20 protein-coding genes and 3 tRNA genes are annotated in these 24,786 nt (G+C 48.6%); 18 read left to right on the top strand and 5 right to left on the bottom strand.

What is annotated here, in order from left to right; all coding sequences use genetic code 11:
* Positions 1 to 86: 86 nt before the first annotated feature.
* Entirely contained in the window at positions 87 to 1,931 is a 1,845-nt protein-coding gene (gene asnB, locus KQJ23_RS22135; RefSeq protein ID WP_216481079.1) for an asparagine synthase (glutamine-hydrolyzing), read from the bottom strand.
* Between the two features lie 150 nt (positions 1,932 to 2,081).
* Between asnB and KQJ23_RS22130 the strand changes: the two genes are divergently transcribed.
* Positions 2,082 to 2,408, top strand: coding sequence for a hypothetical protein (locus tag KQJ23_RS22130; RefSeq protein ID WP_216481078.1), 327 nt, complete (start codon positions 2,082 to 2,084; stop codon positions 2,406 to 2,408).
* 4 nt (positions 2,409 to 2,412) lie between these two features.
* Positions 2,413 to 2,766, top strand: coding sequence for a hypothetical protein (locus KQJ23_RS22125; RefSeq protein WP_216481077.1), 354 nt, complete (start codon positions 2,413 to 2,415; stop codon positions 2,764 to 2,766).
* Positions 2,767 to 2,855: 89 nt separating this feature from the next.
* Here KQJ23_RS22125 and KQJ23_RS22120 read toward each other — a convergent pair whose 3' ends face one another.
* Complete coding sequence (locus KQJ23_RS22120) at positions 2,856 to 4,475, bottom strand: YhfM domain-containing protein (protein ID WP_216481076.1); 1,620 nt, start codon at positions 4,473 to 4,475, stop codon at positions 2,856 to 2,858.
* A 405-nt stretch (positions 4,476 to 4,880) separates the two neighbouring features.
* Between KQJ23_RS22120 and KQJ23_RS22115 the strand changes: the two genes are divergently transcribed.
* Positions 4,881 to 4,954, top strand: a tRNA-Arg gene (locus tag KQJ23_RS22115).
* A gap of 223 nt (positions 4,955 to 5,177) precedes the next feature.
* On the opposite strand, the gene KQJ23_RS22110 is transcribed toward KQJ23_RS22115, so the two are convergent.
* Positions 5,178 to 6,137, bottom strand: a complete 960-nt coding sequence (locus KQJ23_RS22110) for an L-lactate dehydrogenase (protein WP_216481075.1) — start codon at positions 6,135 to 6,137, stop codon at positions 5,178 to 5,180.
* Positions 6,138 to 6,406: 269 nt separating this feature from the next.
* Between KQJ23_RS22110 and KQJ23_RS22105 the strand changes: the two genes are divergently transcribed.
* The 5 genes from KQJ23_RS22105 to KQJ23_RS22085 all read left to right on the top strand — a co-directional run bounded on the left by KQJ23_RS22105 (position 6,407) and on the right by KQJ23_RS22085 (position 9,386).
* Entirely contained in the window at positions 6,407 to 7,138 is a 732-nt protein-coding gene (locus tag KQJ23_RS22105) for an ABC transporter ATP-binding protein (RefSeq protein ID WP_216481074.1), read from the top strand.
* The gene (locus KQJ23_RS22100) at positions 7,135 to 8,157 is read left to right on the top strand and encodes an ABC transporter permease (RefSeq protein WP_216481073.1); all 1,023 of its coding nucleotides are present in this window, start codon (positions 7,135 to 7,137) and stop codon (positions 8,155 to 8,157) included. The genes KQJ23_RS22105 and KQJ23_RS22100 overlap by 4 nt, the downstream gene beginning before the upstream one ends.
* Before the next feature lie 58 nt (positions 8,158 to 8,215).
* Positions 8,216 to 8,872, top strand: coding sequence for a TetR/AcrR family transcriptional regulator (locus tag KQJ23_RS22095; RefSeq protein ID WP_216481072.1), 657 nt, complete (start codon positions 8,216 to 8,218; stop codon positions 8,870 to 8,872).
* Positions 8,873 to 8,953: 81 nt separating this feature from the next.
* Positions 8,954 to 9,274, top strand: coding sequence for a PilZ domain-containing protein (locus tag KQJ23_RS22090; protein WP_249529991.1), 321 nt, complete (start codon positions 8,954 to 8,956; stop codon positions 9,272 to 9,274).
* Between the two features lie 38 nt (positions 9,275 to 9,312).
* A tRNA-Gly gene (locus tag KQJ23_RS22085) sits at positions 9,313 to 9,386 on the top strand.
* Positions 9,387 to 9,600: 214 nt separating this feature from the next.
* Here the strand turns inward: KQJ23_RS22085 and KQJ23_RS22080 are convergent.
* Together KQJ23_RS22080 and KQJ23_RS22075 are read right to left on the bottom strand one after the other, a co-directional pair.
* Positions 9,601 to 9,969, bottom strand: a complete 369-nt coding sequence (locus KQJ23_RS22080; protein WP_216481070.1) for a hypothetical protein — start codon at positions 9,967 to 9,969, stop codon at positions 9,601 to 9,603.
* A gap of 240 nt (positions 9,970 to 10,209) precedes the next feature.
* Positions 10,210 to 10,283, bottom strand: a tRNA-Arg gene (locus KQJ23_RS22075).
* A 218-nt stretch (positions 10,284 to 10,501) separates the two neighbouring features.
* Here KQJ23_RS22075 and KQJ23_RS22070 point away from each other — a divergent pair.
* From KQJ23_RS22070 to KQJ23_RS22025, 10 genes are all read left to right on the top strand, one after another.
* The gene (locus KQJ23_RS22070; RefSeq protein WP_249529992.1) at positions 10,502 to 11,332 is read left to right on the top strand and encodes a hypothetical protein; all 831 of its coding nucleotides are present in this window, start codon (positions 10,502 to 10,504) and stop codon (positions 11,330 to 11,332) included.
* Positions 11,333 to 11,542: 210 nt separating this feature from the next.
* Positions 11,543 to 12,946 (top strand): trigger factor, encoded by a 1,404-nt coding sequence (gene tig, locus KQJ23_RS22065; RefSeq protein WP_216481069.1) that lies wholly within the window; start codon positions 11,543 to 11,545, stop codon positions 12,944 to 12,946.
* A 246-nt stretch (positions 12,947 to 13,192) separates the two neighbouring features.
* Positions 13,193 to 13,777: an ATP-dependent Clp endopeptidase proteolytic subunit ClpP gene (gene clpP / locus KQJ23_RS22060; RefSeq protein ID WP_212943522.1), complete on the top strand. Its 585-nt coding sequence runs from the start codon at positions 13,193 to 13,195 to the stop codon at positions 13,775 to 13,777.
* Positions 13,778 to 13,797: 20 nt separating this feature from the next.
* Positions 13,798 to 15,060 carry an ATP-dependent protease ATP-binding subunit ClpX gene (gene clpX / locus KQJ23_RS22055; protein WP_216481068.1) on the top strand — a complete coding sequence of 421 codons (1,263 nt, stop codon included), beginning with the start codon at positions 13,798 to 13,800 and terminating at the stop codon, positions 15,058 to 15,060.
* A gap of 121 nt (positions 15,061 to 15,181) precedes the next feature.
* Complete coding sequence (ispG, locus tag KQJ23_RS22050; protein WP_216481067.1) at positions 15,182 to 16,306, top strand: flavodoxin-dependent (E)-4-hydroxy-3-methylbut-2-enyl-diphosphate synthase; 1,125 nt, start codon at positions 15,182 to 15,184, stop codon at positions 16,304 to 16,306.
* Between the two features lie 132 nt (positions 16,307 to 16,438).
* The gene (lonB, locus tag KQJ23_RS22045; protein ID WP_216481066.1) at positions 16,439 to 18,157 is read left to right on the top strand and encodes an ATP-dependent protease LonB; all 1,719 of its coding nucleotides are present in this window, start codon (positions 16,439 to 16,441) and stop codon (positions 18,155 to 18,157) included.
* Between the two features lie 200 nt (positions 18,158 to 18,357).
* Complete coding sequence (gene lon / locus KQJ23_RS22040; protein WP_216481065.1) at positions 18,358 to 20,697, top strand: endopeptidase La; 2,340 nt, start codon at positions 18,358 to 18,360, stop codon at positions 20,695 to 20,697.
* Between the two features lie 16 nt (positions 20,698 to 20,713).
* Positions 20,714 to 21,331 carry a ribosome biogenesis GTP-binding protein YihA/YsxC gene (gene yihA / locus KQJ23_RS22035; RefSeq protein WP_216481064.1) on the top strand — a complete coding sequence of 206 codons (618 nt, stop codon included), beginning with the start codon at positions 20,714 to 20,716 and terminating at the stop codon, positions 21,329 to 21,331.
* A gap of 223 nt (positions 21,332 to 21,554) precedes the next feature.
* Entirely contained in the window at positions 21,555 to 22,142 is a 588-nt protein-coding gene (locus tag KQJ23_RS22030) for a non-ribosomal peptide synthetase module (RefSeq protein WP_216481063.1), read from the top strand.
* 198 nt (positions 22,143 to 22,340) lie between these two features.
* Positions 22,341 to 24,626, top strand: coding sequence for a helix-turn-helix transcriptional regulator (locus tag KQJ23_RS22025; RefSeq protein WP_216481062.1), 2,286 nt, complete (start codon positions 22,341 to 22,343; stop codon positions 24,624 to 24,626).
* The last annotated feature ends 160 nt before the right edge of the window (positions 24,627 to 24,786 follow it).

The raw sequence follows: 24,786 nt of genomic DNA, 5'->3' as shown, positions 1-24,786 counted from the left end.
CCTTGGTTTTTATGAATATCATCTTATTTTGTTGGTAGGGTAATCCAAAGTTACTTTTGGGACACCCTCTTTTACTTCGTACAGCTTTAACCAACCGATACCTTGTACTTGCTCAGCCAGTGATTAACCTGGGCAAGATATGCAAACAATTGCGGACCGGACATGAGTTGCCCGAACCAAGGCAGATTGGTGGAAGACTCCGGTGAGGAGGCAATTTCCAGAATGCGCGGCTTATTGATTAACGGAAGGATGGGCGAGGAAGGATCATCCAGAATGCGTAGAACCTCCGCTTTCACAGCAGAGAGGTACTCCGGATTATGGGTTTTCGGGTAGGGACTCTTTTTCCGATACAACACATCCTCCGGCAATACTCCCTCAAGCGCTTTACGAAGAATTCCCTTTTCGCGGCCTCCTATCGCCTTGATCTCCCAGGGAATATTCCAGACATAATCCACTAAGCGGTGGTCACAGAAGGGAACACGAACCTCTAACCCGGCACCCATGCTCATTCGGTCCTTCCGGTCCAGTAAAGTAGGCATGAAACGGGTGATATTGAGATAAGACATCGTTCTCATTCGTGATTGTTCCGGAGTTTCACCTTGCAAGTGCGGCACTTCGTCCAACGCTTCTTGATACCGCTCAGCAACATATTGCTCCGGCTTGATCCAGTCCCGAACCTCTGAAGAGAGCAGGCCAGCCCTCAAATCAGTTGCAATTGACCAAGGGAAGGTGCCGGCTTCAAGCAATTCTTCACGATGAAACCATGGATAACCGCCGAATACCTCATCTGCTGCTTCTCCTGAAATCGCAACGGTAGCTCCCTTTTTAATCTCGCGGCAAAACAATAATAAAGATGCATCCACATCTGCCATGCCGGGAAGATCCCGAGCCTCGGTCGAATCGGGCAATGACTTCAGGAGCTCGGGTGTATCAAACGTAATCCAATGATGCTCTGTTTCAAGCTCCTCAACCATACGTTTGATCCAAGGCGCATCAGCCCCGGGCTGATAGCTGTGAGCTTGAAAATACTTGTCGTTATCAACATAATCAACGGAGTAAGTGTGTACCTGCCCTTGCCCGGTTCTTCGATAGTAGTTAACCGCAAGTGCAGTAAGTGCGCTGGAGTCGAGTCCTCCGGAGAGAAGAGTACATACTGGAACATCCGACAGAAGCTGCCGTTCCACGGTATCCTGCAGGAGATTGCGGATATTAGCGGCCGTATCCTCTACAGAATCATAATGCATTGCCGCCTGAAGCTTCCAATAGGCAAAGACCTGCAAGCCGGAACGGTTGAATATCATAGCATGGCCGGGCCGTAGCTCCTTCATATTTTTGTATATCCCGTGTCCCGGAGTTCGGGCTGGCCCAATCACGAAAATTTCGGCAAGACCGTCGGCTCCGACCGCCGCTTGCATCTTCGGATGCTTAAGAAGGGACTTGGGCTCAGAGGCAAAGATCAGCGTACCGTCCAGATCGCAATAGAACAGAGGCTTTACTCCCAGACGATCCCGGGCAAAAAAGATATGCTGCCTGACACTATCCCAGATTGCAAAAGCAAAAATGCCATTTAATCGCTCTACGCAATCCGGACCCCATTCCATATAGGCCTGAAGCAAAACCTCTGTGTCGCAATGGGTGCCGAACCTGCGTCCCCGTTGCTCCAGCTCTTTTCGAAGCTCTGGCGCGTTATAAATTTCACCATTATATACAATGGTGTATGTGGCATCCTCCTCTGCAAGTACCATAGGCTGCGCCCCGTTCTCAGGGTCCATGACACTCAGACGCCGATGACCGAAGGCACAAGGTCCGGAGATCCAGGTTCCCTGGGCATCCGGACCTCGCTTTTCCAGACATGATGTCATGTCGAGCACTAAATCCAGTTCTTTCGTTAAATCTCGATTCCACTCGATAAATCCGGCAATTCCGCACATGATGCTGTCTCCTCTCTCTGCCTGGCTTTCACCAATAAACCTTACCCGGATGAAAAGTAATAACAAAATATGCCTGGAGCAAGCATAAAATGTCTGTCCAGCATGGAAAACTATGCAGAATTGAGATGAACCGGATGGAGGGTGACCATGATGAGCAGTACGGATAAGAAAATCTACTATGTGTCCTTGCAAGGCAGATCATTGCTGGAGGACCAGCAGGCCACGGCATATGAATGGAGTATTGAAGCGACTCCCGAGGAAGCGGATCAGGTTAGTCATTTACTGGAGCAGCTTGGCGAACAGGAGACCCGCTCGTTTCTTGCATTTACGTATCCTTGGCCTGATTCGCCGGAACAGGATGTGAATGCAGGGTATCAAAGTATTGTAGATGTTTTGTACAAGCTGATCTATCGTTTTGGAACGCCGGAGACCCGGGAGCAATTGTCGCGGACCATGGGATATACAGAGGAGGGATAAGCAAGTGTACTATATTAAAGAAGCTATTTTCAGAAATGTGACGATGCTGGACGGACAGCCTTGCGCGATGGTCCAGGTACTGCCAGGAGAAGCAGACGGGCCGCATTTGTATGTCTATATTGCCCGGTCCGAGTCGGCGGATGACGGATATGAAATCATCCGTATGATCCGAAGCCATGCGGATGAGGAAATTGACTGGTTTAATAATGATATGCATCAAGCAACAGCTGTTGTAAGCGAAGAGGAGTTCGGTGATCAAGGGTGGCCGTCTCCTGAGCGGCAGCGCAAAGAATTCAAGGCAAGGCTTCTGGCTTGCCCGGGAATCGGAGATCGCCTGCAGAAAGAGTTGTCCGTATGAGAAGAGCTAGTCATCATCGGCAATACAGTAATTTAATAGCCTCTAGTTTGTACAATTTAATACAACAAAAAAGCCGCCCGCAAGGCGACTTATTTGGCCCGTAACCGAATCTCGCCGTCGGTGACGACGGCAGCTTCCTCCGGCAGCACAACCTTGTCCCAAAGGTCCGTTACCGGGGTGGCTTCCAGAGGCATGGCGGTAAGGTGATCCCCCGATTGCTTCGATCTTGATCTCACGTTGTAGAGATAGTAAATTTCATTCCGGACCCTTAATTCCAGCTTCTCCGCTGGCCCGCCTTGGACCGTATATGATTTGATGACGGCCACATCTTCATCCATCCACCCAACAACCTCCAAGGCGGCATTTTCACCGTCCGGGGCCGTCAGACTTCCCAGGGATTGTCCGTCCGGATCATAGAAGTGAAGCTCGCGGGGCGCGATGCGCAAGTAATCGATATCCACGCCCAGAATTCGTACCTGACTGGCCTCGGACTGGTCCATCCAGGCGACGGTGCCTGCAGGGCTCCACTTAATCTTTTGGGAGGGTACGTAATCTTCCTCTGGGAGTGCTATGGAACGGAGCTTTTTCCCTCCGCTGGTGTAAAAGGTCAGATCCCCGCTTTCGTCGTCGTGCACGAACCGTTTGAAGGACGGCGACAAGAACAGGGATGGTGCGCCAGTTGTCGAGTGTGGGATGACGCGGTATTTCAGCAGATGAACCTCGTCGTCTCCCGTCTTCAGGTCAAAAAACCATACATTTCCCAAATAACTCTGCATAAACAATTTCTGCTCGTCAGCTTTCCAGTTGAATTTGTAGATATAGTCATAATCATCTGTAAGCGGCCAGAAAGCTTCCCGCAGCCGCTTCGTTTCACCTGTGAGTATATCGTAAGCAGAGAGGTGGTATTCCCCACCGTCCACAGTCAAATCTGGTTCCAGAAATAGCAACTGGTGCTCGTCCAGCGGAAACAGCAGCGTATAGCTGTTCATAAACGCATTGTTCCAGCGGTTGTTGGAATCGGTGAGCTTCTCGCTCCACACAACCTCTGCCTGATCCGTAGAGGGATCAAGGGCAACGATAGCATTGATGGCATTATGATTTCCGTAGAAGAGGTGCGTGCTTACATATGTTTTATCTTGCAGCTTCAAAGACGGACCACCGGACAGGAAATATTGGTCCTTTCTTAAGCCTTTGGGCACGGCAAGCAGTTCTCCGCCGGGACCAGGCTCCGTACGGAAGTCTAATTCCGTTATCTCGGGCTCCGCGAACATGATCTGCTTTAACTGCTCGGTAAGCTGTTCCGAAATGGTGTAGCCGCTCCGGGTATCCTGGACATCCATCAGCATAGCCTGCCCGCTGTTATCCCTGAGCCACATATCATAAACATATTCCTTGCCATCGACTCCTTCGACATGCAGCCGATAATCCGGTTCTCCTACATTCAAAATGCCGATGATCCGCTCGGCGGTATGGATGGCTTGCATAAATAGTTCGATCTCATCCTGATCGGTATAGGGCGTATGATATTCGCTGCCGAAGGCTTCAATGGTAAGCGATTCTGCTACTATTAACGGCATGGCATTCTCATCGATCCGAATTTCCCGGGTTACGGGATTTAGAGACGGCAGTTCGCTAGCTTTGTCAGCAGAGCAGCCGGCCAGCGTAGCCGAAAGGGCAACGGCAAGAACACTCAAGATCAACTTTTTCATGTAATAGGCGCGCTCCTTCTTTTTATAACTAATATGACGGATAAGAAAAGGATTAAGTTGCTAACATGGAAGTAAACTGGTTATGCCCGATCAATGCCGGTCTGGTCAGCCTCCGCCAATTGCAGACAGTATCCATGGTGTCAGGCTCCAGATGAATCGTATGCCTTTCATTGTGTGATCGGAATAATCTAAGGAAGAATATGATATTATTCTTATAGATTTTTTCGCAGTTAGCGGATAAGGAGATGGGCTTGTTTAATAATGATATGTATCTAATTATAGCTGCGGTGATCGAGGAAAAGCTCGGCGATAAGTGGTGACAATGGTTATCTAATCAAGATATTGTTACTTGGGACTTGAAAAAACGAAGCAATGCGGTATAATATTACTGTTGTCTCAAAACGTGTCCCAGTAGCTCAGCTGGATAGAGCAACGGCCTTCTAAGCCGTCGGTCAGGGGTTCGAATCCCTTCTGGGACGTAGATAAAGAACCGGTTCTTATTGAACCGGTCTTTTTGCGTCCAAACGGGATGAGAACCCCTCTAGGGGGTTCGTCGGAGTGAGACGGTCAGTGCTCGGCGGATTGATGAACGAAGTCTCGCGCCGGAGCGCGAGTACCCCTTCTGGGACGTATAGGATAAAGGCTCCTTTCGAGGAGCCTTTTGTCGTTCCAACGGGATGAGAACCCCTGAAAAGACAATACTCACGCCTGCTTATCGGCAAGCGTCTCCAGTGCGTTCCGTAGAATCCCGCAGGAATGCTCGAACTTTTGCCGCTCCTCTAAGCTCAGATTCAATTCAATTACCTCTTGAATACCGCCCTCGCCAATGATTGCCGGTACTCCGGTGCACACGTTGCTTTGCTGGTATTCTCCTTCCAGGATAGCAGAGATAGCGATGATTTTATGATCATCGTTCAAAATGGAACGCACGATATAGGCAATGGCATTTCCGATGCCAAATTGGGTATTGCCCTTGCGGGTAAAGATTTCCCATCCGGCATCCTTGGTCTTCTGTTCGATTTCTTGAAGATCCACATGCTGGAACCTCTCCTTGTGCTGGTCCAGAATTTGTAGCAGAGGCTTGCCTCCGATAGTGACATGGGACCAGCCCACGAATTGCGACTCACCATGCTCACCCAGAGCATAACCGTTCACACTTCTCGGATCGATGGAAAATACATCAGACAACAGTGTCTTCAGACGAGCGGAGTCTAACGAAGTCCCCGTCCCGATCACTCGTTCACGAGGCAGGCCGGATTCTTCCCGGACGATATAAGTTACTGCATCGACAGGGTTGGCTGCCACGACAAACACCCCGTCAAAACCGCTGTCCATGATTTGACGGACAATACCACGGGTAATTTTATCCGCTTCTTCTAGCAGATCCAGCCGAGTTTGGCCAGGCTTCGGATTCGCTCCGGCGGTCAAAATGACAACATCCACATCCCGGCAATCCTCCAATCGGCCTGCATACACTTTTGTACGGCTTGATGTAAAGTCCATGCAGTGAGACAGATCAAGCGCTTGGGCTACGGCCCTGTCGTAAGTGCGATCCACCATCATAATCTCATCGCAAATCGATTGATTAATCATAGAGTAAGCACAAGCCGCTCCTACAAGCCCCGATCCGACGACGGTCACTTTTTTAGTTTTTCTGGCCATCTGCCGCCTCCATATTCTTGCATTTCTTTTTCAATATTCCTGTATGATACCTTCGATTATAACTGCAACGGATTAGAACAATCCAACGGATACCTGACACCAATTTCTACACTTTTATGTCATAACATAAATTGAGTAGGTCTAGGATTTGCTCAAGCTTCTTTAACACTTTAAATTCTTCATCAGCAGCAAATATATTTACATCTATGTGATATCAATTTATAATAAATGTGAGTACTCACTCATTTTTTTGTTAGGAGGCATTTTATATGAATAACAGTGCTCCAATCGTTCAGGCTTCCCATGTCAGCAAAAGCTTTGGAAAGAAGACGATTCTTGATGATATTTCTTTAAGCGTTCTTCCCGCTGAAACGTTTGGTCTGTTGGGTCCATCCGGATCTGGCAAGACGACGCTAGTCAAGCTCCTTACAGGGATTGATGAAGGAAGTAAAGGAGAAGTGAAAGTATTCGGCACAGTAATGCCCAAGCTCTCCATGATGCAAAAAATCGGCTATATGGCGCAGTCAGACGCCCTGTACAATGAGCTTAGCGCTCTGGAGAACATGCAGCTGTTCGCTTCGTTATATGGTATTAAGGGACCAGTTAGAAAGAAGCGGATTCATGAGGTGATGGATATTGTTGCGTTGGGGCCTCATTTAAATAAAAGAGTTGACCAGTACTCTGGCGGGATGAAAAGACGCCTATCGTTGGCCATTGCACTTTTGCACGAGCCGCCGCTGCTTGTTCTTGATGAACCGACTGTAGGGATTGATCCGCTTCTCCGCCAATCGATTTGGAACGAGTTGAAGGCATTGAACGCCAAAGGCACCACGATTCTGCTGACTACCCACGTGATGGATGAGGCCAATAAATGCGATAGACTCGGTATGATTCGCGACGGCAAATTGCTGGGAGTCGGAACACCGGAAGCTTTGATTGAGCTGGCTGGACAACAGACCATTGAAGAAGCTTTCATTTATTATGGAGGTGGCCAGGCATGAAAGCATTCGCTATTATGTTAAGAATTCTTCGGCAATTCCGGCGCGACAAGCGTACACTGGCATTAATTTTTCTTGCGCCGTTAGTTGTATTGTCTTTAATGTACCTGGTGTTCAACGGAGATGCCTATAAGCCTAATCTCGGTGTGATTGAGCTTCCGGAACCGATAGAAGCCCGGCTGGAGGAGCATGGAGCGGCAATCTTCCACTATGATGGAGAAGCGGAAGCAGAGCAGGCGCTGGATGCGCGGACTATCGATGCCTATCTTATGCCGGGAGCTCAAGCCATGAAGCTGCGTCTTGAAGGCAGCGAGCCTTCAGTGAACAAGGCCGTCCTGCTGTTAATGAGCGATTTAGCCGACCATCAGGGAGCCAACCTTTCGAAGCCGGAGGTTTCTTATTTGCACGGCTCCTCCGACATGAGCAGCATTGATCAGCTGGGACCGATTCTAATCGGATTTTTCGTATTCTTCTTCGTCTTTCTGATCGCAGGGGTTTCCTTCCTAAGGGAACGGACAACCGGGACGCTGGAACGTCTGCTTTCTACTCCGCTCAAACGTTCTGAGCTAGTTGCCGGCTATATCGGCGGCTTTGGGATGTTCACCATGATCCAGGCGCTCTTGATCTCCTGGTTCTGCATTCAAATTCTGGACATTATGATGAACGGAGCCTTCGGCTATGTCCTGCTGGTGACCTTACTCCTGTCTATGACGGCTCTGACGCTGGGAACTTTGCTCTCAGCCTTCGCTAACAATGAGCTTCAGATGATTCAGTTCATCCCGCTTATTATCGTGCCACAGCTCTTTTTATCGGGATTGTTCCCGCTCGATACCTTGCCTGGCTGGCTTGTCAGCTTGAAATACATTATGCCGCTTACCTACGGAACCGAAGCGCTCAGCGATATTATGATTCGGGGCAAAGGATGGGACTCCATCGCAATAAATGTCGTTGTATTGGTGGCGTTTTCCACGATATTCAGCCTGCTCAATGTAATCGCGTTAAGAAAACATCGGAAGATTTGACTTTTTCCAGGGAAAATGTGTTAAAATATCGAATACAGTATTCAGGAGGACACGGATCATGTCGGAAAGGGAATCAAGAGATCAATGGTTTAAGGAGCTGCTGCTTCTCAGCGGTGAAAAAGTGACGGAGAAGCAGACCAGAATTCTCTACGCAGCGGCCGAGATCTTCGCGGAAAAAGGGTATGCCTACTCCTCGACAAGTGAAATTGCCCAGCGGGCCGGCGTGGCTGAAGGCACCATATTCCGTCACTACAAGACGAAGCAGGATTTGCTCTCCGCCATCGTGAGTCCGGTCATGAGCAAACTTCTGGCTCCTTTTGTTCTGAATGATTTTAAGGAAATCCTTGAATCAGACTATCCAAAGCTTGAGGATTTTCTGTATGCCCTCGCTGTGAACCGACTGAACTTCGTCAAGAAGAACTCCAAGATCCTTAAAATTCTTCTGCAGGAAATACCTTTTCAGCCGATGCTTCAGGAGGAGTTCAAGCAGCACGTCGGCTATAAAGTCTTTCATCGGTTTATCGAGATTATCGAACATTTTAAGTCTAAGGGAGAGGTCATAGACCTCCCCTCATTTTCAATATTTCGATTTATAGGCTCCTCACTGATCGGGTTGTTCGTTACGCGCTTTCTGTTCTCAGAGGGCCAGCCATGGGATGAGGAGAAGGAGATTCGCGACGTGGTGCAACTCATTCTGAACGGCATTAAGACATAATAAGTTGGAGGCTGTATTTCATCCATGGAGAACCGCAGAAAAGAGCCTTTTAGGTATTCCTTAACCCCGCCTACAGGGTGTATGATCCAGATTACTACAATCAATCAATCGGCTGTGGCCAGCAAACTTGCTGAGGCTGTACTGATTGATATCAGCAAGGCAGGCTGCAGAATTCAGACCTCGTTGAATTTACATGTTACGCATAATATGATTGGAGCCTCGGTCCATCTTCATCTCGGAGAGCACTCTCAGGTGTATGCGGGATTTGTTCGGTGGCAACGGCAAGTCGCAGACGGGTTATTCCATTATGGAATGAAACTGGAATTAGATGCCGCTCAAAAAGAGCAATTGAATATCGATCTACGCACCCTTGCTGCAGAACGAAAGATTATTGTCATTTGAAATCAACCCGCTTTATTGCTATAATATTGTAATCAAATGCGGGTGTAGTTCAATGGTAGAATGCCAGCTTCCCAAGCTTGAGGCGAGGGTTCGATTCCCTTCACCCGCTCCAAAAGTTCTTGCGGTTTATATTTTGTCAGTAAAAAAACTCTATTACAAATTCAAAGACACCTCCCGATCGTTGGTCAAACGTTTAGGGGGTGTCTTTTTGATTAAATCAACTTCTGCAGAGAGTCTTGCAATATCCTCACGTTGTTTGCAGGATCTGCTTCTAACCGTCCATATAAGTTAGGACATTTATTATGTAGGATTGCTCTGATGAATAGCTACTCTTCCTGCGCTTTTCTGTAAGCAAGAATCCACTCCGAGTGGCTTCCCAATTCCTTAGCGAAAGACAATAATTGGTTCAGCCCTTCTTTAACATTTCCTTGTTCTAAAAAACGGTTCATTTTCTCATAAGCCTCGGGTCTAAACATCTTCATAATCTCGTTTACATCATCTTTTGGACTTGAAGGAGTTGTAATTTTGGTTAGTTCTTTGGTGATTACTTCAAGTTGTCTTCCAGTATCGCTGATCTCAAGCAAATCGTGTTGAGGTCTTGTTGTTGAAATTGATACACCTGACTGCATGCCCTTTAAAGACGGGGCATTATACAGATGAGGTAAAGAAGTATTAAGATGGTTCGTTACATTCATACTGATTTTTCTCCCTTCAGTCATATTAATTCTTTCTTTATAAGAAATATCGGCATTTGCTGGAAGATTTTGAACTCGGTAGGAAAAATGGCATTTCCGAGCGTACTCGCGCTCCGGCGCGAGACTCCGTTCATCAATCCGCCGGGCACTGACCGTCTCACTACGACGAACCCCCTAGAGGGGTTCTCATCCCGTTTGGACGCAAAAAGACCGGTTCAATAAGAACCGGTTCTTTATCTACGTCCCAGAAGGGATTCGAACCCCTGACCGACGGCTTAGAAGGCCGTTGCTCTATCCAGCTGAGCTACTGGGACATAAAAACAGAAGCAAAAAATATTTTATCACGTTAATCCCGGTTACGCAATAGCTTGCTTGGTCGGGTCACTTTTTGCCTTCTTGCATCTCTATGCTATAATCTCACTGATTAGAACGGACGTCAGGGGGTGGTATCATTAGCAGTAATCAGAACAGCGAAAACAACCTGGTGTTATTTCCGAAGACACTGGATTTTTATCAGATTGAGCTGACTCGTATGCTGGAGACAGAGCGATATGGCGAAGCGGCTGATCTGTTGCAGTTTTTGTTGCAATGCCAAGGGCAAGAGGAACGTCTGTATGATGAATGGCGCGCCTTGTTGAATTGGTTAATCGATGCATTTCCCAACCTTCGGGGAGAATCGGCGGACCAATCCCGCACAGAAGACGAGGGAGAAGAAGAAATGGCGCGGCGGCATCTGGAGGCGAAGCTGGCGGAGGATGCGCAATATGCCGAAAAGCTGCTAAACACAGTTATCAAGAAGCCGTTGTCCGAACAGACTTTGCTGGCGCTGGATCAGCTGGCGTATCTCGACAAGCCGGAAGTGGATGAAGCATTGATCGGCTGGCTGGAGCAGCAGCAATTGCATCCCTTATTGCAGTTTCGGGTTCTGCAAACCTTGCGAAGACGGGGAACTTCAGGAATCATTACGGTATCGCGATCTGGCGAGAGGGTAGAGATTGAGTTGGAGTCTGTTCCGCTGAACCCAGAGGATTTCCCAAGGCCGGTGCATGCTGTCCTGGATCGGGTTGCGGATCATGCGCAGGTGCAGAATCCGACCTTGTTTTATTTTTCGCAAGAGCTCTGGAGCCAGTTTATTATGGCTATGTATGGAACGAAGGACTATATTTCATTGCTCAATGAAGAGGATGATTACATCGATATCTGGGCGGCGGCATTACACAAGACGGTATCAGAGAGTGTTCCAGGAAATCTGGATGAACAGGAGATTCGCTCCATGTACAGTATCACGGATAATCTGAGACTCCGTTATGAGCAGGCTTATCGCTCTATCCGGCAATTTGTCGCTGGAGGGCTAAAAGGTTAATCTTTGAATTGAACCGGCATGCTGTAGTAAAGCTCTAGAAAATTCGCGGCTTGGATGAGCCCTTGTAAAATGCTGTATTGTTGTTTATAATGTAATGGTTATTCTGATCGTGGAACAATGACAGCTATACTGGAACCAAGATAGCTGTTTGATCGCGATTGAGGTTTCAGTATATTTAAGTATATGGAAATTTGGAGGGGAAGGCATAAAATGAAAGCAACTTGGGAAAAAATAGAGAAGAACCTCGGCGTTCTCGAGGTCGAAGTGGATGCGGAACGTGTCACCGCAGCACTGGATAAAGCTTTTCAAAAGGTAGTTAAAAAAGCAAATGTACCTGGATTCCGTAAAGGTAAAGTGCCGCGGTCGATCTTTGAAGCCCGCTTTGGCGTTGAAAGCCTGTACCAAGACGCAATCGATATTTTGCTTCCTGAGGTATACTCTGAAGCGGTAGAGCAAACTGACATTTTCCCGGTTGACCGCCCAGAGGTAGACGTTGAGCAATTCGGTAAAGGACAAGCATTCAAATTCAAGGCTAAGGTTATTGTGAAGCCTGAAGTGAAGCTTGGCGAATATAAAGGCGTTGAAGTTCCGGCTGCAAACATTGAAGTAAGCGAAGACGAGCTGAACGAAGAGCTTACTCGCTTGCAAGAGCGTCATGCCGAACTGGTTGTTATCGACGAAGAAGCAGCTAAGAAGGGCGACACTGTAGTAATCGACTTCGACGGATCCGTTGACGGCGTACCGTTCGAAGGCGGCAAAGCAGAGCGTTATTCTCTGGAGCTTGGCAGCAACACCTTCATTCCTGGCTTTGAAGATCAAGTGATCGGATTGGCTACGGGCGATTTCAAGGATGTAACTGTAACATTCCCTGAAAACTACCAAGCAGAAGAGCTTGCTAACAAGGAAGCTGTATTCAAGGTGAAGGTTCATGAAATTAAGCGTAAGGAACTGCCCGCGCTTGATGATGAATTTGCTAAGGACGTTAGCGAATTCGATACATTGGACGAGTTCAAGTCCGATTTGAAGAAGCAGCTTGCTGACCGTAAGGGCAAAGAAGCAGAAGCTGAACGCGAAAAGGTGCTTGTAGATAAAGTTGGCGAAAATGCGGAAGTAGAGATTCCAGAAGCCATGGTTCAAAGTGAAGTACAAAACATGGTTCGCGACTTCGACAACCGCTTGCGTGCGCAAGGCATGAACCTGGATATGTTCCTTGGCTTCTCCGGTCAAACCGTAGAGGACTTGAAGGAGCAAATGAAGGGCGATGCCGAGAAACGTGTTCGCAACAACCTGGTGCTTGAGCAAATCGCCAATGTTGAGAACATCGAAGCTTCGGAAGAAGAAATCAACAAAGAGCTTCAGGACATGGCTGACGCTTACAAGCGTTCCCCTGAAGAAATCCGCAATATTCTTGCTGCTAATGGCTCGCTCGGCAGCTTGAAGGAAGACGTGCTTCTGCGCAAAACGATCCAATTCCTGATCGCAAACGCAAAGGAAGTTGCGGCTGAAAAGTCTGAAGAAGCTGCAAAGCCTGCGGCAAAGAAGACGACGAAGAAAGCAGCAAAGTCCGAGCCGAAAGAGGAAGAAGCCGCTGAAGTGAAGGCAGACGAAGAATAAGAACTGCACTTGGCAATCATTTGCTGAACTGCATGACATTCATTAAGGCACGTATACTTAAATGCGTGCCTTAATTTTTCACTTTTTGCTATACAGTTATTTCCAGAATAGTTCTGCAAATACAACTGTTACATAAGGTAATCTCAAAGAGATACGGGTTATTGCGTGAGAAATGACATAGCCCTATGAACGTGATAAAATATGTGGTAAGCAATTTATCTGAACATGAAGAGAGGTTGGTCGCTAATGAGTCTGGTACCTATGGTCGTAGAGCAAACAAACCGTGGAGAACGGTCTTATGATATTTATTCGAGACTCCTCAAGGATCGAATTATTTTCCTGAGCAATGCGATTGATGATGATGTTGCCAATCTCGTAATTGCCCAATTGCTGTTCCTTGCTGCAGAGGATCCTGAAAAGGATATTCATCTCTACATCAATTCTCCGGGTGGTTCTGTTACAGCCGGTATGGGTATATATGATACGATGCAGTATATCAAGCCGGATGTGTCCACGATTTGTGTGGGCATGGCTGCTAGCATGGGCTCCTTGCTGCTGACAGCCGGAGCACCGGGCAAGCGCTTTGCGCTTCCGAATAGTGAAGTGATGATTCACCAGCCGCTCGGCGGAGTTCGAGGACAGGCAGCCGATATCAAGATCCACGCAGAGTGGATTATTAAGACACGCGAGAAGTTAAACCAAATTTATGTGGATCGAACGGGTCAACCCCTTGAAAAAATCGAGCGTGACACGGACCGCGACTTTTTCATGAGCGCGGAAGAGGCTAAGGCCTACGGAATTATCGACCAGGTCATCACCAAGCCTATCTAAATATTTGAAGGGGTGTTTACATGTTTAAATTTAACGACGAAAAGGGACAGCTGAAATGTTCCTTCTGCGGTAAATCGCAGGAGCAGGTTCGCAAGCTTGTTGCCGGACCGGGCGTATATATATGTGATGAATGTATCGAATTGTGCACGGAGATTGTAGAGGAAGAGCTCGGCCATGAGGAAGAGCTGGATCTGAAGGAAATTCCGAAGCCAAGAGAAATCCGCGATATTCTGGATCAATATGTCATTGGTCAAGAGTATGCAAAGAAATCGTTATCCGTTGCGGTGTACAATCACTACAAACGGGTAAATACGCATAGCAAGATCGATGATGTTGAATTGCAGAAGAGTAACATCTTGCTGCTTGGCCCTACAGGGTCAGGGAAGACGCTTTTGGCTCAGACCATGGCGAAAATCCTGAATGTTCCGTTTGCGATTGCGGACGCTACATCCTTAACCGAAGCAGGTTATGTAGGCGAGGATGTCGAGAACATCCTGTTGAAGCTCATTCAAGCTGCAGATTATGATGTGGAGAAGGCAGAGCGCGGCATCATTTATATTGATGAAATCGATAAGGTTGCCCGTAAATCAGAAAATCCATCCATTACCCGTGACGTATCCGGTGAAGGTGTTCAGCAGGCATTGCTCAAAATATTGGAAGGTACAGTGGCTTCCGTTCCGCCGCAAGGAGGACGCAAGCATCCGCATCAGGAATTCATCCAGATCGACACGACCAATATTTTGTTCATCTGCGGCGGCGCCTTTGATGGGCTTGAGCAAATGATCAAGCGCCGGATCGGCAAAAAGGTAATCGGGTTTAACGCAGGCAGCGAAGGTCAAAAGGATCTCAAGCCGGGGGAATATTTGTCCATGGTATTGCCTGAAGACCTGCTTAAATTTGGTCTGATTCCAGAGTTTGTTGGCCGTCTTCCAGTCATTTCGACTTTGGAGCCGTTGGATGAGAAGACATTGGTCCGGATTTTGGCCGAACCAAAAAATGCTTTGGTGAAGCAATACCAAAAGCTGCTGGAGCTTGATAATGTAAACTTGCAGTTCGAGCCTAAGGCGTTGGAGGCCATTGCCCAGGAAGCAATCAAGCGTAATACCGGTGCCCGTGGACTTCGCGCAATCATTGAAGGCATTATGCTGGATGTGATGTATGAAGTGCCTTCCCGGGATGATGTCACGGATTGCGTGATCACCGAGAAGGTAGTCGTTGAGAAGACGACTCCTGAGCTTGGAGGCAAGAAGAACAAGAACAAAAAACAAGAGGAAAGCGCGTAAGTTCTAACTGCGCGGCTTTCGCAACATAGATGACCCAATCTCCACTTCTGGGGAGGAGGCGGTTTTATTCCGCTTGCTCTGCCAGGGGTGGAGCTTTGGCGTTATTGGGGGGAGATATGTAATGACTTTCTTGAGACAGAATACGCGCCCGGTTAAGGTCGGGAATTTGACGATTGGCGGCAGCAATGAAGTGCTCATTCAAAGCATGTGTACAACGAAGACTGCAGATGTCGATGCTACGGTAGCGGAAATTCTGAGGTTGGAGGAAGCAGGCTGCCAGCTTGTCCGGGTAACGGTCAACAATGATGAAGCAGCCGAAGCCATCAAGGAGATCAAGAAGCAGATTCATATTCCGCTCGTCGCGGATATTCACTTTAATCATAAGCTGGCCTTGAAAGCTATCGAGAACGGGATCGACAAGGTCCGGATTAACCCGGGGAACATTGGCCGCCGCGAGAAGGTGGAGGCTGTAGTAAAGGCTTGTAAAGAACGCGGTATTCCGATCCGCATCGGGGTTAACGCCGGTTCGTTGGAAAGCCATTTACTGGAGAAATACGGTTATCCGACTCCTGAGGCTATGGTGGAAAGTGCCTTGTATCATATCGGCATATTAGAGGAATTGGATTTTCATGATATCATCGTATCTTTAAAGGCCTCTGATGTACCGATGGCGATTGCTGCTTATAGCAAGGCGGCGGAGGTTATCCCTTACCCGCTTCATCTTGGAATTACTGAGGCGGGAACGCTGTTCTCGGGGACCGTGAAGAGTGCGGCAGGGATCGGCGCTTTGCTGTCCATGGGAATTGGCTCGACAGTGCGCATTTCACTGAGTGCGGACCCGGTGGAAGAAGTGAAGGTAGCAAGGGAATTGCTCAAGACATTTGGCCTGATCTCCAACGCGGCTACGCTTGTATCCTGTCCGACATGCGGTCGTCTGGACATCGATCTGTTCTCGCTCGCCAATGAAGTTGAGGACTATATCGCCAATTTGAAGGTTCCTATTAAGGTATCCGTACTTGGCTGTGCAGTTAATGGACCGGGTGAGGCAAGAGAAGCGGATATTGGCATTGCAGGTGCGCGTGGCGAAGGCTTGCTGTTCCGTTATGGCGAGATGATTCGTAAGGTGCCTGAAGCTGATTTGCTGGCGGAGCTGAAAAAGGAAATTGATCATATTGTAGAAGTGTACGAGGCAACCGGAGAAATTCCAGGCCGGAAAGAGCATCGATTATCGACGGAAATTAAATAAATTTATATACCAGGCCGTAAAGCGGGGTTAACGCTTGCGGCTTTTTTTCTATTTCATAGGCTCTATCGTTTTACGATGGTGGGAAAGGGCAATACTATCATGTATCAGTCAAAAGTGGGGAGGCTCTATGAAATGGATTTAAGTATCATTCTGATGGCGGTTCAAATGTTCTTTGCGGTGGTGATTGGCCTCTACTTCTGGAATCAGCTCCGCAATCAAAAGGGCAATCGGAGTGCGGTGGATCGCGAATCCCGCAAAGAAATGGAGAAGCTTCGCAAGCTGAGAGCCATATCTTTAACCAAGCCGCTTGCCGAGCGAACAAGACCGGCTGCGCTTAGCGATATTGTCGGTCAGAAGGATGGGCTTCGCGGGTTGAAGGCCGCGCTGTGCAGTGCCAATCCGCAGCATGTGATTATTTATGGTCCGCCGGGAGTTGGCAAGACGGCAGCTGCCCGCGTTGTGATGGAGGAAGCGAAGAAGAATCCGGCCTCTCCGTTCAAGGCGGAGGCGAAATTTCTGGAGATTGATGCCACCATCGCCCGTTTTGACGAACGGGGCATCGCTGATCCCTTAATCGGTTCGGTGCATGATCCGATCTATCAGGGGGCCGGGGCTATGGGAGTGGCGGGTATACCCCAGCCGAAGCCGGGGGCGGTAACCAAAGCTCATGGAGGGATACTCTTCATCGACGAGATCGGCGAATTGCATTCGATTCAGATGAACAAGCTGTTGAAGGTGCTGGAGGATAGGAAGGTTTATCTGGAGAGTGCTTATTACAATTCGGAGGATCATGGCACCCCGGCTTATATCCATGATATTTTTCAAAACGGCCTGCCTGCAGATTTTAGGCTTGTCGGTGCTACGACCCGTTCTCCACAGGAGATTCCTCCTGCGCTGCGTTCGCGCTGCATGGAAATTTACTTCAGACCCCTGCTTCCTGAGGAGATCGCCCAGATTGCCGAGGATGCCGTAAAAAGGATTGGCTTCCAGCCTTGTCCGGAGGCGGTCGAGGTGATTAAAAAGTATGCAACCAATGGGCGTGAAGCTGTAAATATGGTGCAGCTCGCTGCCGGACTGGCTTTGACCGAAAAGCGGGAACGTTTGGATGCCAAGGACTTGGAATGGGTGGCGACAAGCAGTCAGCTTGCTCCGCGTCCTGAACGTAAAATACCTGAGCAGTCGCAAATCGGTGTAGTCAATGGTCTGGCCGTATATGGAGCGAACATGGGCACCTTGCTTGAAATCGAAGCAACGGCCGTCAAGGTGGATAATGGAAGAGGCACGTACACCATCACCGGTGTAGTGGATGAGGAAGAGATTGGCGGCGGTAGCCGGACCTTGCGGCGAAAGAGTATGGCTAAAGGCTCTGTAGAGAATGTCATTACCGTTTTGAAACGAATGGGGCTGGACCCGGCAGGGTACGATATTCATATCAATTTCCCTGGCGGCACTCCGATCGACGGCCCATCAGCAGGCCTGGCAATCACGACAGCTATTGCCTCTGCCATAAAGCGGATTCCTGTCGACCATCGGGTTGCGATGACCGGTGAAATTGGTATTCATGGCATGGTCAAGCCGGTTGGCGGCGTGGTGGCCAAGGTGGAAGCAGCCTTCCAAGCCGGTGCAACTACGGTGCTGATTCCAAAGGACAACTGGCAGACGTTATTTGAAGGGTTGGAAGGGCTCCGGGTCATTCCTGTGGAATCGGTAAGCGAGGTGTTTCGTCATGTATTCGGGCCGGAAATGGAGAAGGATATCGGCTTTATTTCCGAAGGGGAGCTCTTTGCTCCAATGCCAACACCGGCTTCGTTCCTGCAGGCGGACTCTCCGTCCCCTAATGGAGGAATGTAAGGTAACTCGGCATTACAAGGGCGGTTGCGGATGCGCAGCCGCCTTCATTGGTGTTTTCAGACCACTTTTGCTAAAATAGGTATGAAATTACGAAGAAAAATGAGTTCAAGATTTGAGGCTGAATTCTCATCATGATCTGCTTCTTGAACAAGAGCCGGATTTTTGAACATTACTGAAGGGAACGTTGGAGGTGCATGGCGATGGGACCCCATAAAACGAAAGGCCGGCGTTTTCCTTTGCTGCCGCTTCGCGGCCTGCTCGTGTATCCGAGCATGGTGCTGCATTTGGATGTCGGACGCGACAAGTCCGTCAAGGCGCTGGAAAAGGCGATGGTCGATGACAACTTAATTCTCCTGTGTTCTCAATCGGAAGTGAACATTGAGGAGCCGACCCAAGAGGATATTTTCCGTATCGGGACGGTTGCCAAGGTTCGTCAGATGCTCAAGCTCCCTAACGGGACCATTCGTGTATTGGTGGAAGGGATGGAACGGGCTGAAATTGTGGAATATCTGGATAATGAGGAGTACTATGAGGTATTAGCTAAGGAACGGCCGGAAGAGGAGTCTGACGATCCTGAAGTCGATGCTCTTATGCGTACAGTACTTACTCAATTTGAACATTATATCAATCTCTCCAAGAAGGTGACTCCTGAGACACTGGCAGCCGTATCGGACATTGAAGAGCCTGGACGGCTTGCAGATGTGATCACGAGCCATTTGTCTCTAAAGATTAAGGATAAGCAAGAAATCCTCGAAACGATCGAGGTTCGGATGCGGCTGGAGAAGCTGCTGGATATTCTGAACAATGAACGTGAAGTGCTTGAACTGGAGCGGAAGATCAGTCAACGGGTTAAGAAGCAAATGGAAAAGACCCAGAAGGAATACTATCTCCGCGAGCAGATGAAGGCGATCCAGAAGGAGCTTGGCGAGAAGGAAGGCCGTGCCGGAGAGGTCGAAGAGCTTCGCGCGCAATTGGAGGAGAAGAATCTTCCCGAGAAAGTGCGGGAGAAGACGCTCAAGGAGATTGAGCGTCTGGAGAAGATGCCCGCCAGCTCTGCTGAAGGTGGAGTTATCCGTAATTACGTGGATTGGCTGCTGAGTCTTCCATGGAGCAATAAAACCGAGGATGATCTGGATCTGACGAAGGCGGAGCAAGTATTGGATGAGGATCATTATGGGCTGGAGAAGCCGAAAGAACGTGTCCTGGAATATTTAGCCGTTCAGAAGCTGGTAAAGAAGCTGAAGGGGCCGATCCTGTGTCTCGTCGGTCCGCCCGGAGTAGGTAAGACTTCTTTGGCTCGATCCATTGCCCGTTCGCTAGGCAGGGAGTTTGTGCGAATTTCCCTCGGCGGGGTCAGAGATGAGGCGGAGATTCGCGGACACCGCCGTACCTATGTCGGAGCGATGCCGGGCCGGATCATCCAGGGGATGAAAACCGCCGGTACGCTTAATCCTGTATTTCTGCTCGACGAGATTGATAAGATGGCCTCGGATTTCCGGGGAGATCCTTCTTCGGCCTTGCTTGAGGTGCTGGACCCTGAACAGAACAACACATTCAGCGATCATTTTGTAGAGGTGCCTTTTGACCTGTCTAATGTAATGTTCGTAACGACAGCGAATGCGGTGCATAACATCCCGCGCCCTTTGCTGGATCGTATGGAAATGCTGTATATTCCGGGTTACACCGAGCTGGAGAAGCTGCAGATTGGGACAAGATACTTGCTGCCTAAACAGAAGCGCGAGCATGGCCTAGAGCCGGATCAGCTGCAAATTGGCGAGGAAGCGCTGCTTCGCACCATCCGCGAGTATACCCGCGAATCAGGGGTCCGGAATCTGGAGCAGCAGATTGCTGCGTTATGCCGAAAGGCAGCCAAGAAAATTGTATCCGAAGATCAGGAATCACTAGCCATAGGCCCGGAAGAGATCAAGGATTATCTGGGAGTTCCGAAGTTCCGTTATGGTGTAGCTGAATTAGAGGATCAGATCGGCACGGTGACCGGGCTCGCCTGGACCGAGGTTGGCGGTGAAACTTTAGTAATTGAGGTTACGGTGGTTCCGGGCAGCGGAAAGCTGATCCTGACAGGGAAATTGGGCGACGTGATGAAGGAGTCTGCTCAAGCCGCTTTTAGCTATACAAGATCCAAGGCAACAGAGCTTGGAATTGATTCTGATTTCCATGAGAAAAACGATATTCATATCCATATCCCGGAGGGAGCTATTCCAAAGGATGGTCCTTCTGCCGGAATTACGATTGCTACTGCTTTGATCAGCGCTCTGACAGGGCGCCATGTATCGAAGGATGTTGCAATGACCGGTGAGATCACGCTGCGCGGAAGAGTGCTGCCGATCGGAGGACTGAAGGAGAAGTCGCTTGCCGCCCATCGGGCAGGATACAAAAAGATATTGCTGCCCAAGGATAATGAGCGCGACTTGCGCGATATTCCCGATAGTGTGAAGGAAGACGTGGTGTTTGTGCCTGTGGCCCATATGGATCAGGTTTTGGAGCACGCGCTTGTGGAACAGCAGTCCGGGCTGCATTAGAGAGAGGAATGGAAGTATGAAAGTAAATCAAGCTGAATTTGTAATAAGCGCAGTCGGACCCAATCAATATCCTGACGATGCCTTGCCAGAGATTGCTCTGGCAGGGCGTTCCAATGTAGGGAAGTCTTCCTTGATCAACCGGATGATTAACCGGAAAAATCTGGCCAGAACGAGCTCTACGCCAGGTAAGACGCAGCATCTGAATTATTACCGGATCAACGAGGACTTGTACTTTGTGGATTTCCCCGGCTATGGCTATGCAAAAGTGTCGAAAACCCAGCGTCAGGCTTGGGGAGGCATGATTGAAAAATATTTGCTCGAGCGTGAGACACTTAAACTCATCCTGCTGATCATCGACCTTCGTCATCCGCCATCAAAGGATGACGAACTGATGTATGATTGGCTCAAGCATCATGATTTACCCGTATGCGTTGTTGCTACCAAGGCGGATAAAATTCCGAAGTCCCGCTGGCAGAAGCATATGAAGATCATTCGGGATGCGCTTGTGCTGCGGGCCGGAGATCAGTTGATGCTCTTCTCTTCGGAGGCGGGAATCGGGAGAGACGAGTTGTGGGAACAGATTAATTCCTTTATCGAGGACGGTGCAGACCATCTAGAAGAGGACAACTTGTAGCCTAATCGGTATACAGCCCCAAATCGATGGATCAAGAAGGGATTTGAAGCAGGAATGGCAGGAAAGTGAGCATACTGCGATAATTTTGCATGTAAAAACGGCTCAAACCGATTTTTCCTGAAATATGCCGCAATTTTACGATTTACCTGTTGAGCAAGGAGTCAGAGTTATATTGTATAATTACTGTATATAATTGCTAAATTGAAGAATTGAGGAGATTTTTATGGCTCAGCGGTTAGCCACAGAGTATGTAAATGCCAGTATGTGTTTGTCGGAAGTCCAGATGTCGCAGTTTATTCATAAGGTGTACGATCCTCATGTCCGCCAGCGGGTGAAGGTGCTGGATAACGGCAGTCAAGAGGTGGTGCTGGAGGATGACGGCGGGGAGGAAGTCCATCTGCCTTTTGACCTGAGAGACGGTAACTATGTCTGTGAATTATCTTTCCGCTTGGAGACGCCCCATTTGACCAATGTCATGAGATTGCTCTTTGCTGCCTTTAAGGGCTCAGGCATGGTCACCAGAATCTTTAACGGATTCATGATGATGTATTATTATGAGAATGGCAGAGTACGTAAAATCGTCGAGTATTCAAGAGAATCGTACAAATTAGTATTCGAGCTCAAGGATACCCTTGCTGAACTTCAGAGCATATATCGCAACGAAGCCATTGAACAGGAAATTGAGTCGATCCACACCCGGATCAATCAGCTTCTGGATCAGCGGTTTGTAGCAAGCCAGCCGAAAGTCATCGACCGGATTGACGACGAGCTTCGAAATTGCTCGCGCCGGCTCTTTGCACTTGAAGCTTAACAAGTAGAGTTACGCAGATTAAAGATTCTTCAGGGGTATCCTTGAAGGATCTTTTTTTGTAAGGTTGAATCGATTGGGTGGCCGTATTTGACGGGTATAGTCTAAATAACCTACAATAATTTGGAAGTATGGTTCGAAAAGACATACGTGGTATCGAACAAGCATGACGGGATGGGATGATAGAATTGGAGGCGGATGATGAGTCGATGGTGGTTTAAAAAGCAAATGCTTTCTTATCTGCCGCTGTTATTGCTGATTATCTTTGTCCTGCTGGGTGCGACCCTCCTGTCAATTGTTCAGCAATCCAAACAAGATGTTGTTCGTGCCAATGGGGTATTTGCAGAGCATGTGCAGCAGGTCGTTGATTTCAATCTCAAGGCAGTCGAGACGCAGGTTCTGAACGCGGCACTGCAGAATGAGAAACTCGCCACCTATTTTTCTGAGAAGGAACTGGGCGAACGCTATTTCAATAAATACGAAACCTCTAAAGAACTGGACAAGATCAAACTGTCATCGCCATTAATTGAATCGATTTATCTGTATCGTACCACGGATGAGACTGTGTTGTCGGATGCGATGTATTTGCCGCTGGACAAGTACGGGGATCAGACGTTTATTCGAAATTGGCTGGAACGTAGCGAGCGGGATCACAAATGGTCGGATGCACGATCACTTCGCAATAAATTTTCAGACCAGGCCGGAGATGTGGTCTCATTGGTAAGTGATTACCCTCCTCCGAAGGGTGAGATAGGGCTTATTGTTGTTAATGTGAAGGTATCTGAGCTGCAGCAATTGGTTGCAGAAATGAACCAGGCAGCGGATATTAGCAGCGCAAGGTTGATTGGCAGCAACGGTCAGGAAATCTTCAAATCCTCGCTCCCGGACGAGACGGAGGAACTGCATCACATTGTATCGGACTATACAGGCTGGACGATTGCTACCGGCATACAGGATGGCTCGGTTTATACCTTCGCCTCGGGGCTGTTCACCGTGATGCTTGGGATATCCGTTATTTTGTTGATACTGGGCATTGCCTGGATAGTCTATACAGCACGCAGTCAATACAAGCCAATTCATACGATTATGCAGCGCATTGTCTACTTCCACTCGGCTCAACATGAGATTTTTCAGCCGCAGTCGCAGCCGACCAAGGATGAGCTGAAAATTATCGAAGAGGCCTTTCAGTATCTTACTGCACAGGTACTCGAATATGAGCGTGAACAGGAAGAAAGCTTGATGTTCAAGCGTCGCCACAAGCTGCGAGAGTTGGTTACCGGCACCGAAATCTGGAATCGGGATGAATGGAAGAAGGAAGCTGCCAAGTTGAAAGTATGCGATTTTTCCAAACAGCTGTCGGTTGGAATTGTTGAAATCGATCATTATGGGGAATTTGCCGATCGTTACTCTACACGTGATCAGTTTTTATTTCAGTTTGTTATGAACAGTGTAGTACGAGAACTAGCTGGTCAACATGCGGTGAACATATGGGCGGAGTGGCTGGAGGGGCCAAGGCTGACGATTTTGCTGGTCGACACGAACGGAACCGGACAGCTTACTGAAGAGGATTCGTTGAATGAGGATAAACGAGAGGAGCTTCAGGGGAGGGTGCATGCCATTGCTGCTCAGCTGTCAGACTGGGTCAGAAGCAATCTTGATTTCACGGTCTCGATTGGACTCAGCAGGGTGATTTCGGATCCGGAGCAGCTGTATCTGATTCATGCAGAAGCTCAGGAGGCCCTGAATGACAAGTTCATTCAGGGCAGCGGACGCGTGATCGCTTATGAAGAACTGCATATTGAGAATCAGCGAGAGGTTTATAGACTGATTCCAAGGATTCGTTCCCTCACCCATGCCTATCGGATCGGTGAAGAGCGCTGGAAGGACGAGTTACATTTCCTGTTCCAGGAACTGACCGCTGGAGGCTTCGCCAAGAGCGATGTATATTATCTGATTAATCAAATTGTCCATATGCTGCGCAGAGAGTTGATGGAGTTCTCTGAAGAGGGGCAGTCGCTTTGGAATGATGATCTGTATCCGGCTTTGGAGCGTATGTTACGTGGGATGGAGACGATTGAAGAGACTAGGCAGCAACTCATGGCCTTATTTACCGAGATGGACGGCCGGCTTGCGGAATACCGCGAGTCGCGCAAGCATCATAGTCGGATGCAAGAGGTGCGGCATTATATCGAGCAGCACTATGCGAATCCGGATCTGTCGCTGAATATGCTGGAGGAGCGATTCGGCATTAGAGGCAAATACATGAGTGCCTTGTTTCGTGAAGAAATCGGTGACAAATTTGTTGACTTCCTGGCCAAGATTCGCTTGAGTCATGCGGAGCGTCTGCTGCTGGAGACGAATGGGGCGATTCAGCAGATTGCGCTTCAAGTAGGGTATACGAATCCGATGACCTTCATTCGCAGCTTCAAGAAGCATTATGGCATGACACCTGGCGATTATCGCAAACAGGAAAACCAATCCCTTTGAGCCTGTTCAGTTATCCGTTACGGATAGCTGATACAGGCTTTTTCTCTGCCTGGGAAGCGTTTTTTTGTAAAAACGTCGATCGCCTGGATTTAACGCAATTGTGAATAAGGTCAATATTCTACTAAATGGAGATAAGAGGAAACTTGACGATTGCTGATCC

Source organism: Paenibacillus brevis (genome assembly GCF_018919145.1).
Taxonomy (GTDB): domain Bacteria; phylum Bacillota; class Bacilli; order Paenibacillales; family Paenibacillaceae; genus Fontibacillus; species Fontibacillus brevis.
This window is presented reverse-complemented; position numbering and strand designations above follow the sequence as displayed.

Bases quoted from the DNA above. Each gene is read 5' to 3' on its own strand.
- clpX (WP_216481068.1), top strand. From the start codon at position 13,798: ATGTTTAAATTTAACGACGAAAAGGGACAGCTGAAATGTTCCTTCTGC.
- KQJ23_RS22095 (WP_216481072.1), top strand. From the start codon at position 8,216: ATGTCGGAAAGGGAATCAAGAGATCAATGGTTTAAGGAGCTGCTGCTT.
- KQJ23_RS22090 (WP_249529991.1), top strand. From the start codon at position 8,954: ATGATCCAGATTACTACAATCAATCAATCGGCTGTGGCCAGCAAACTT.
- KQJ23_RS22120 (WP_216481076.1), bottom strand. From the start codon at position 4,475: ATGAAAAAGTTGATCTTGAGTGTTCTTGCCGTTGCCCTTTCGGCTACG.
- lon (WP_216481065.1), top strand. From the start codon at position 18,358: ATGGGACCCCATAAAACGAAAGGCCGGCGTTTTCCTTTGCTGCCGCTT.
- KQJ23_RS22080 (WP_216481070.1), bottom strand. From the start codon at position 9,969: ATGAATGTAACGAACCATCTTAATACTTCTTTACCTCATCTGTATAAT.
- KQJ23_RS22110 (WP_216481075.1), bottom strand. From the start codon at position 6,137: ATGGCCAGAAAAACTAAAAAAGTGACCGTCGTCGGATCGGGGCTTGTA.
- KQJ23_RS22070 (WP_249529992.1), top strand. From the start codon at position 10,502: ATGCTGGAGACAGAGCGATATGGCGAAGCGGCTGATCTGTTGCAGTTT.
- KQJ23_RS22105 (WP_216481074.1), top strand. From the start codon at position 6,407: ATGAATAACAGTGCTCCAATCGTTCAGGCTTCCCATGTCAGCAAAAGC.
- lonB (WP_216481066.1), top strand. From the start codon at position 16,439: ATGGATTTAAGTATCATTCTGATGGCGGTTCAAATGTTCTTTGCGGTG.
- ispG (WP_216481067.1), top strand. From the start codon at position 15,182: ATGACTTTCTTGAGACAGAATACGCGCCCGGTTAAGGTCGGGAATTTG.
- tig (WP_216481069.1), top strand. From the start codon at position 11,543: ATGAAAGCAACTTGGGAAAAAATAGAGAAGAACCTCGGCGTTCTCGAG.
- KQJ23_RS22100 (WP_216481073.1), top strand. From the start codon at position 7,135: ATGAAAGCATTCGCTATTATGTTAAGAATTCTTCGGCAATTCCGGCGC.
- yihA (WP_216481064.1), top strand. From the start codon at position 20,714: ATGAAAGTAAATCAAGCTGAATTTGTAATAAGCGCAGTCGGACCCAAT.
- clpP (WP_212943522.1), top strand. From the start codon at position 13,193: ATGAGTCTGGTACCTATGGTCGTAGAGCAAACAAACCGTGGAGAACGG.
- KQJ23_RS22025 (WP_216481062.1), top strand. From the start codon at position 22,341: ATGAGTCGATGGTGGTTTAAAAAGCAAATGCTTTCTTATCTGCCGCTG.
- asnB (WP_216481079.1), bottom strand. From the start codon at position 1,931: ATGTGCGGAATTGCCGGATTTATCGAGTGGAATCGAGATTTAACGAAA.
- KQJ23_RS22130 (WP_216481078.1), top strand. From the start codon at position 2,082: ATGAGCAGTACGGATAAGAAAATCTACTATGTGTCCTTGCAAGGCAGA.
- KQJ23_RS22030 (WP_216481063.1), top strand. From the start codon at position 21,555: ATGGCTCAGCGGTTAGCCACAGAGTATGTAAATGCCAGTATGTGTTTG.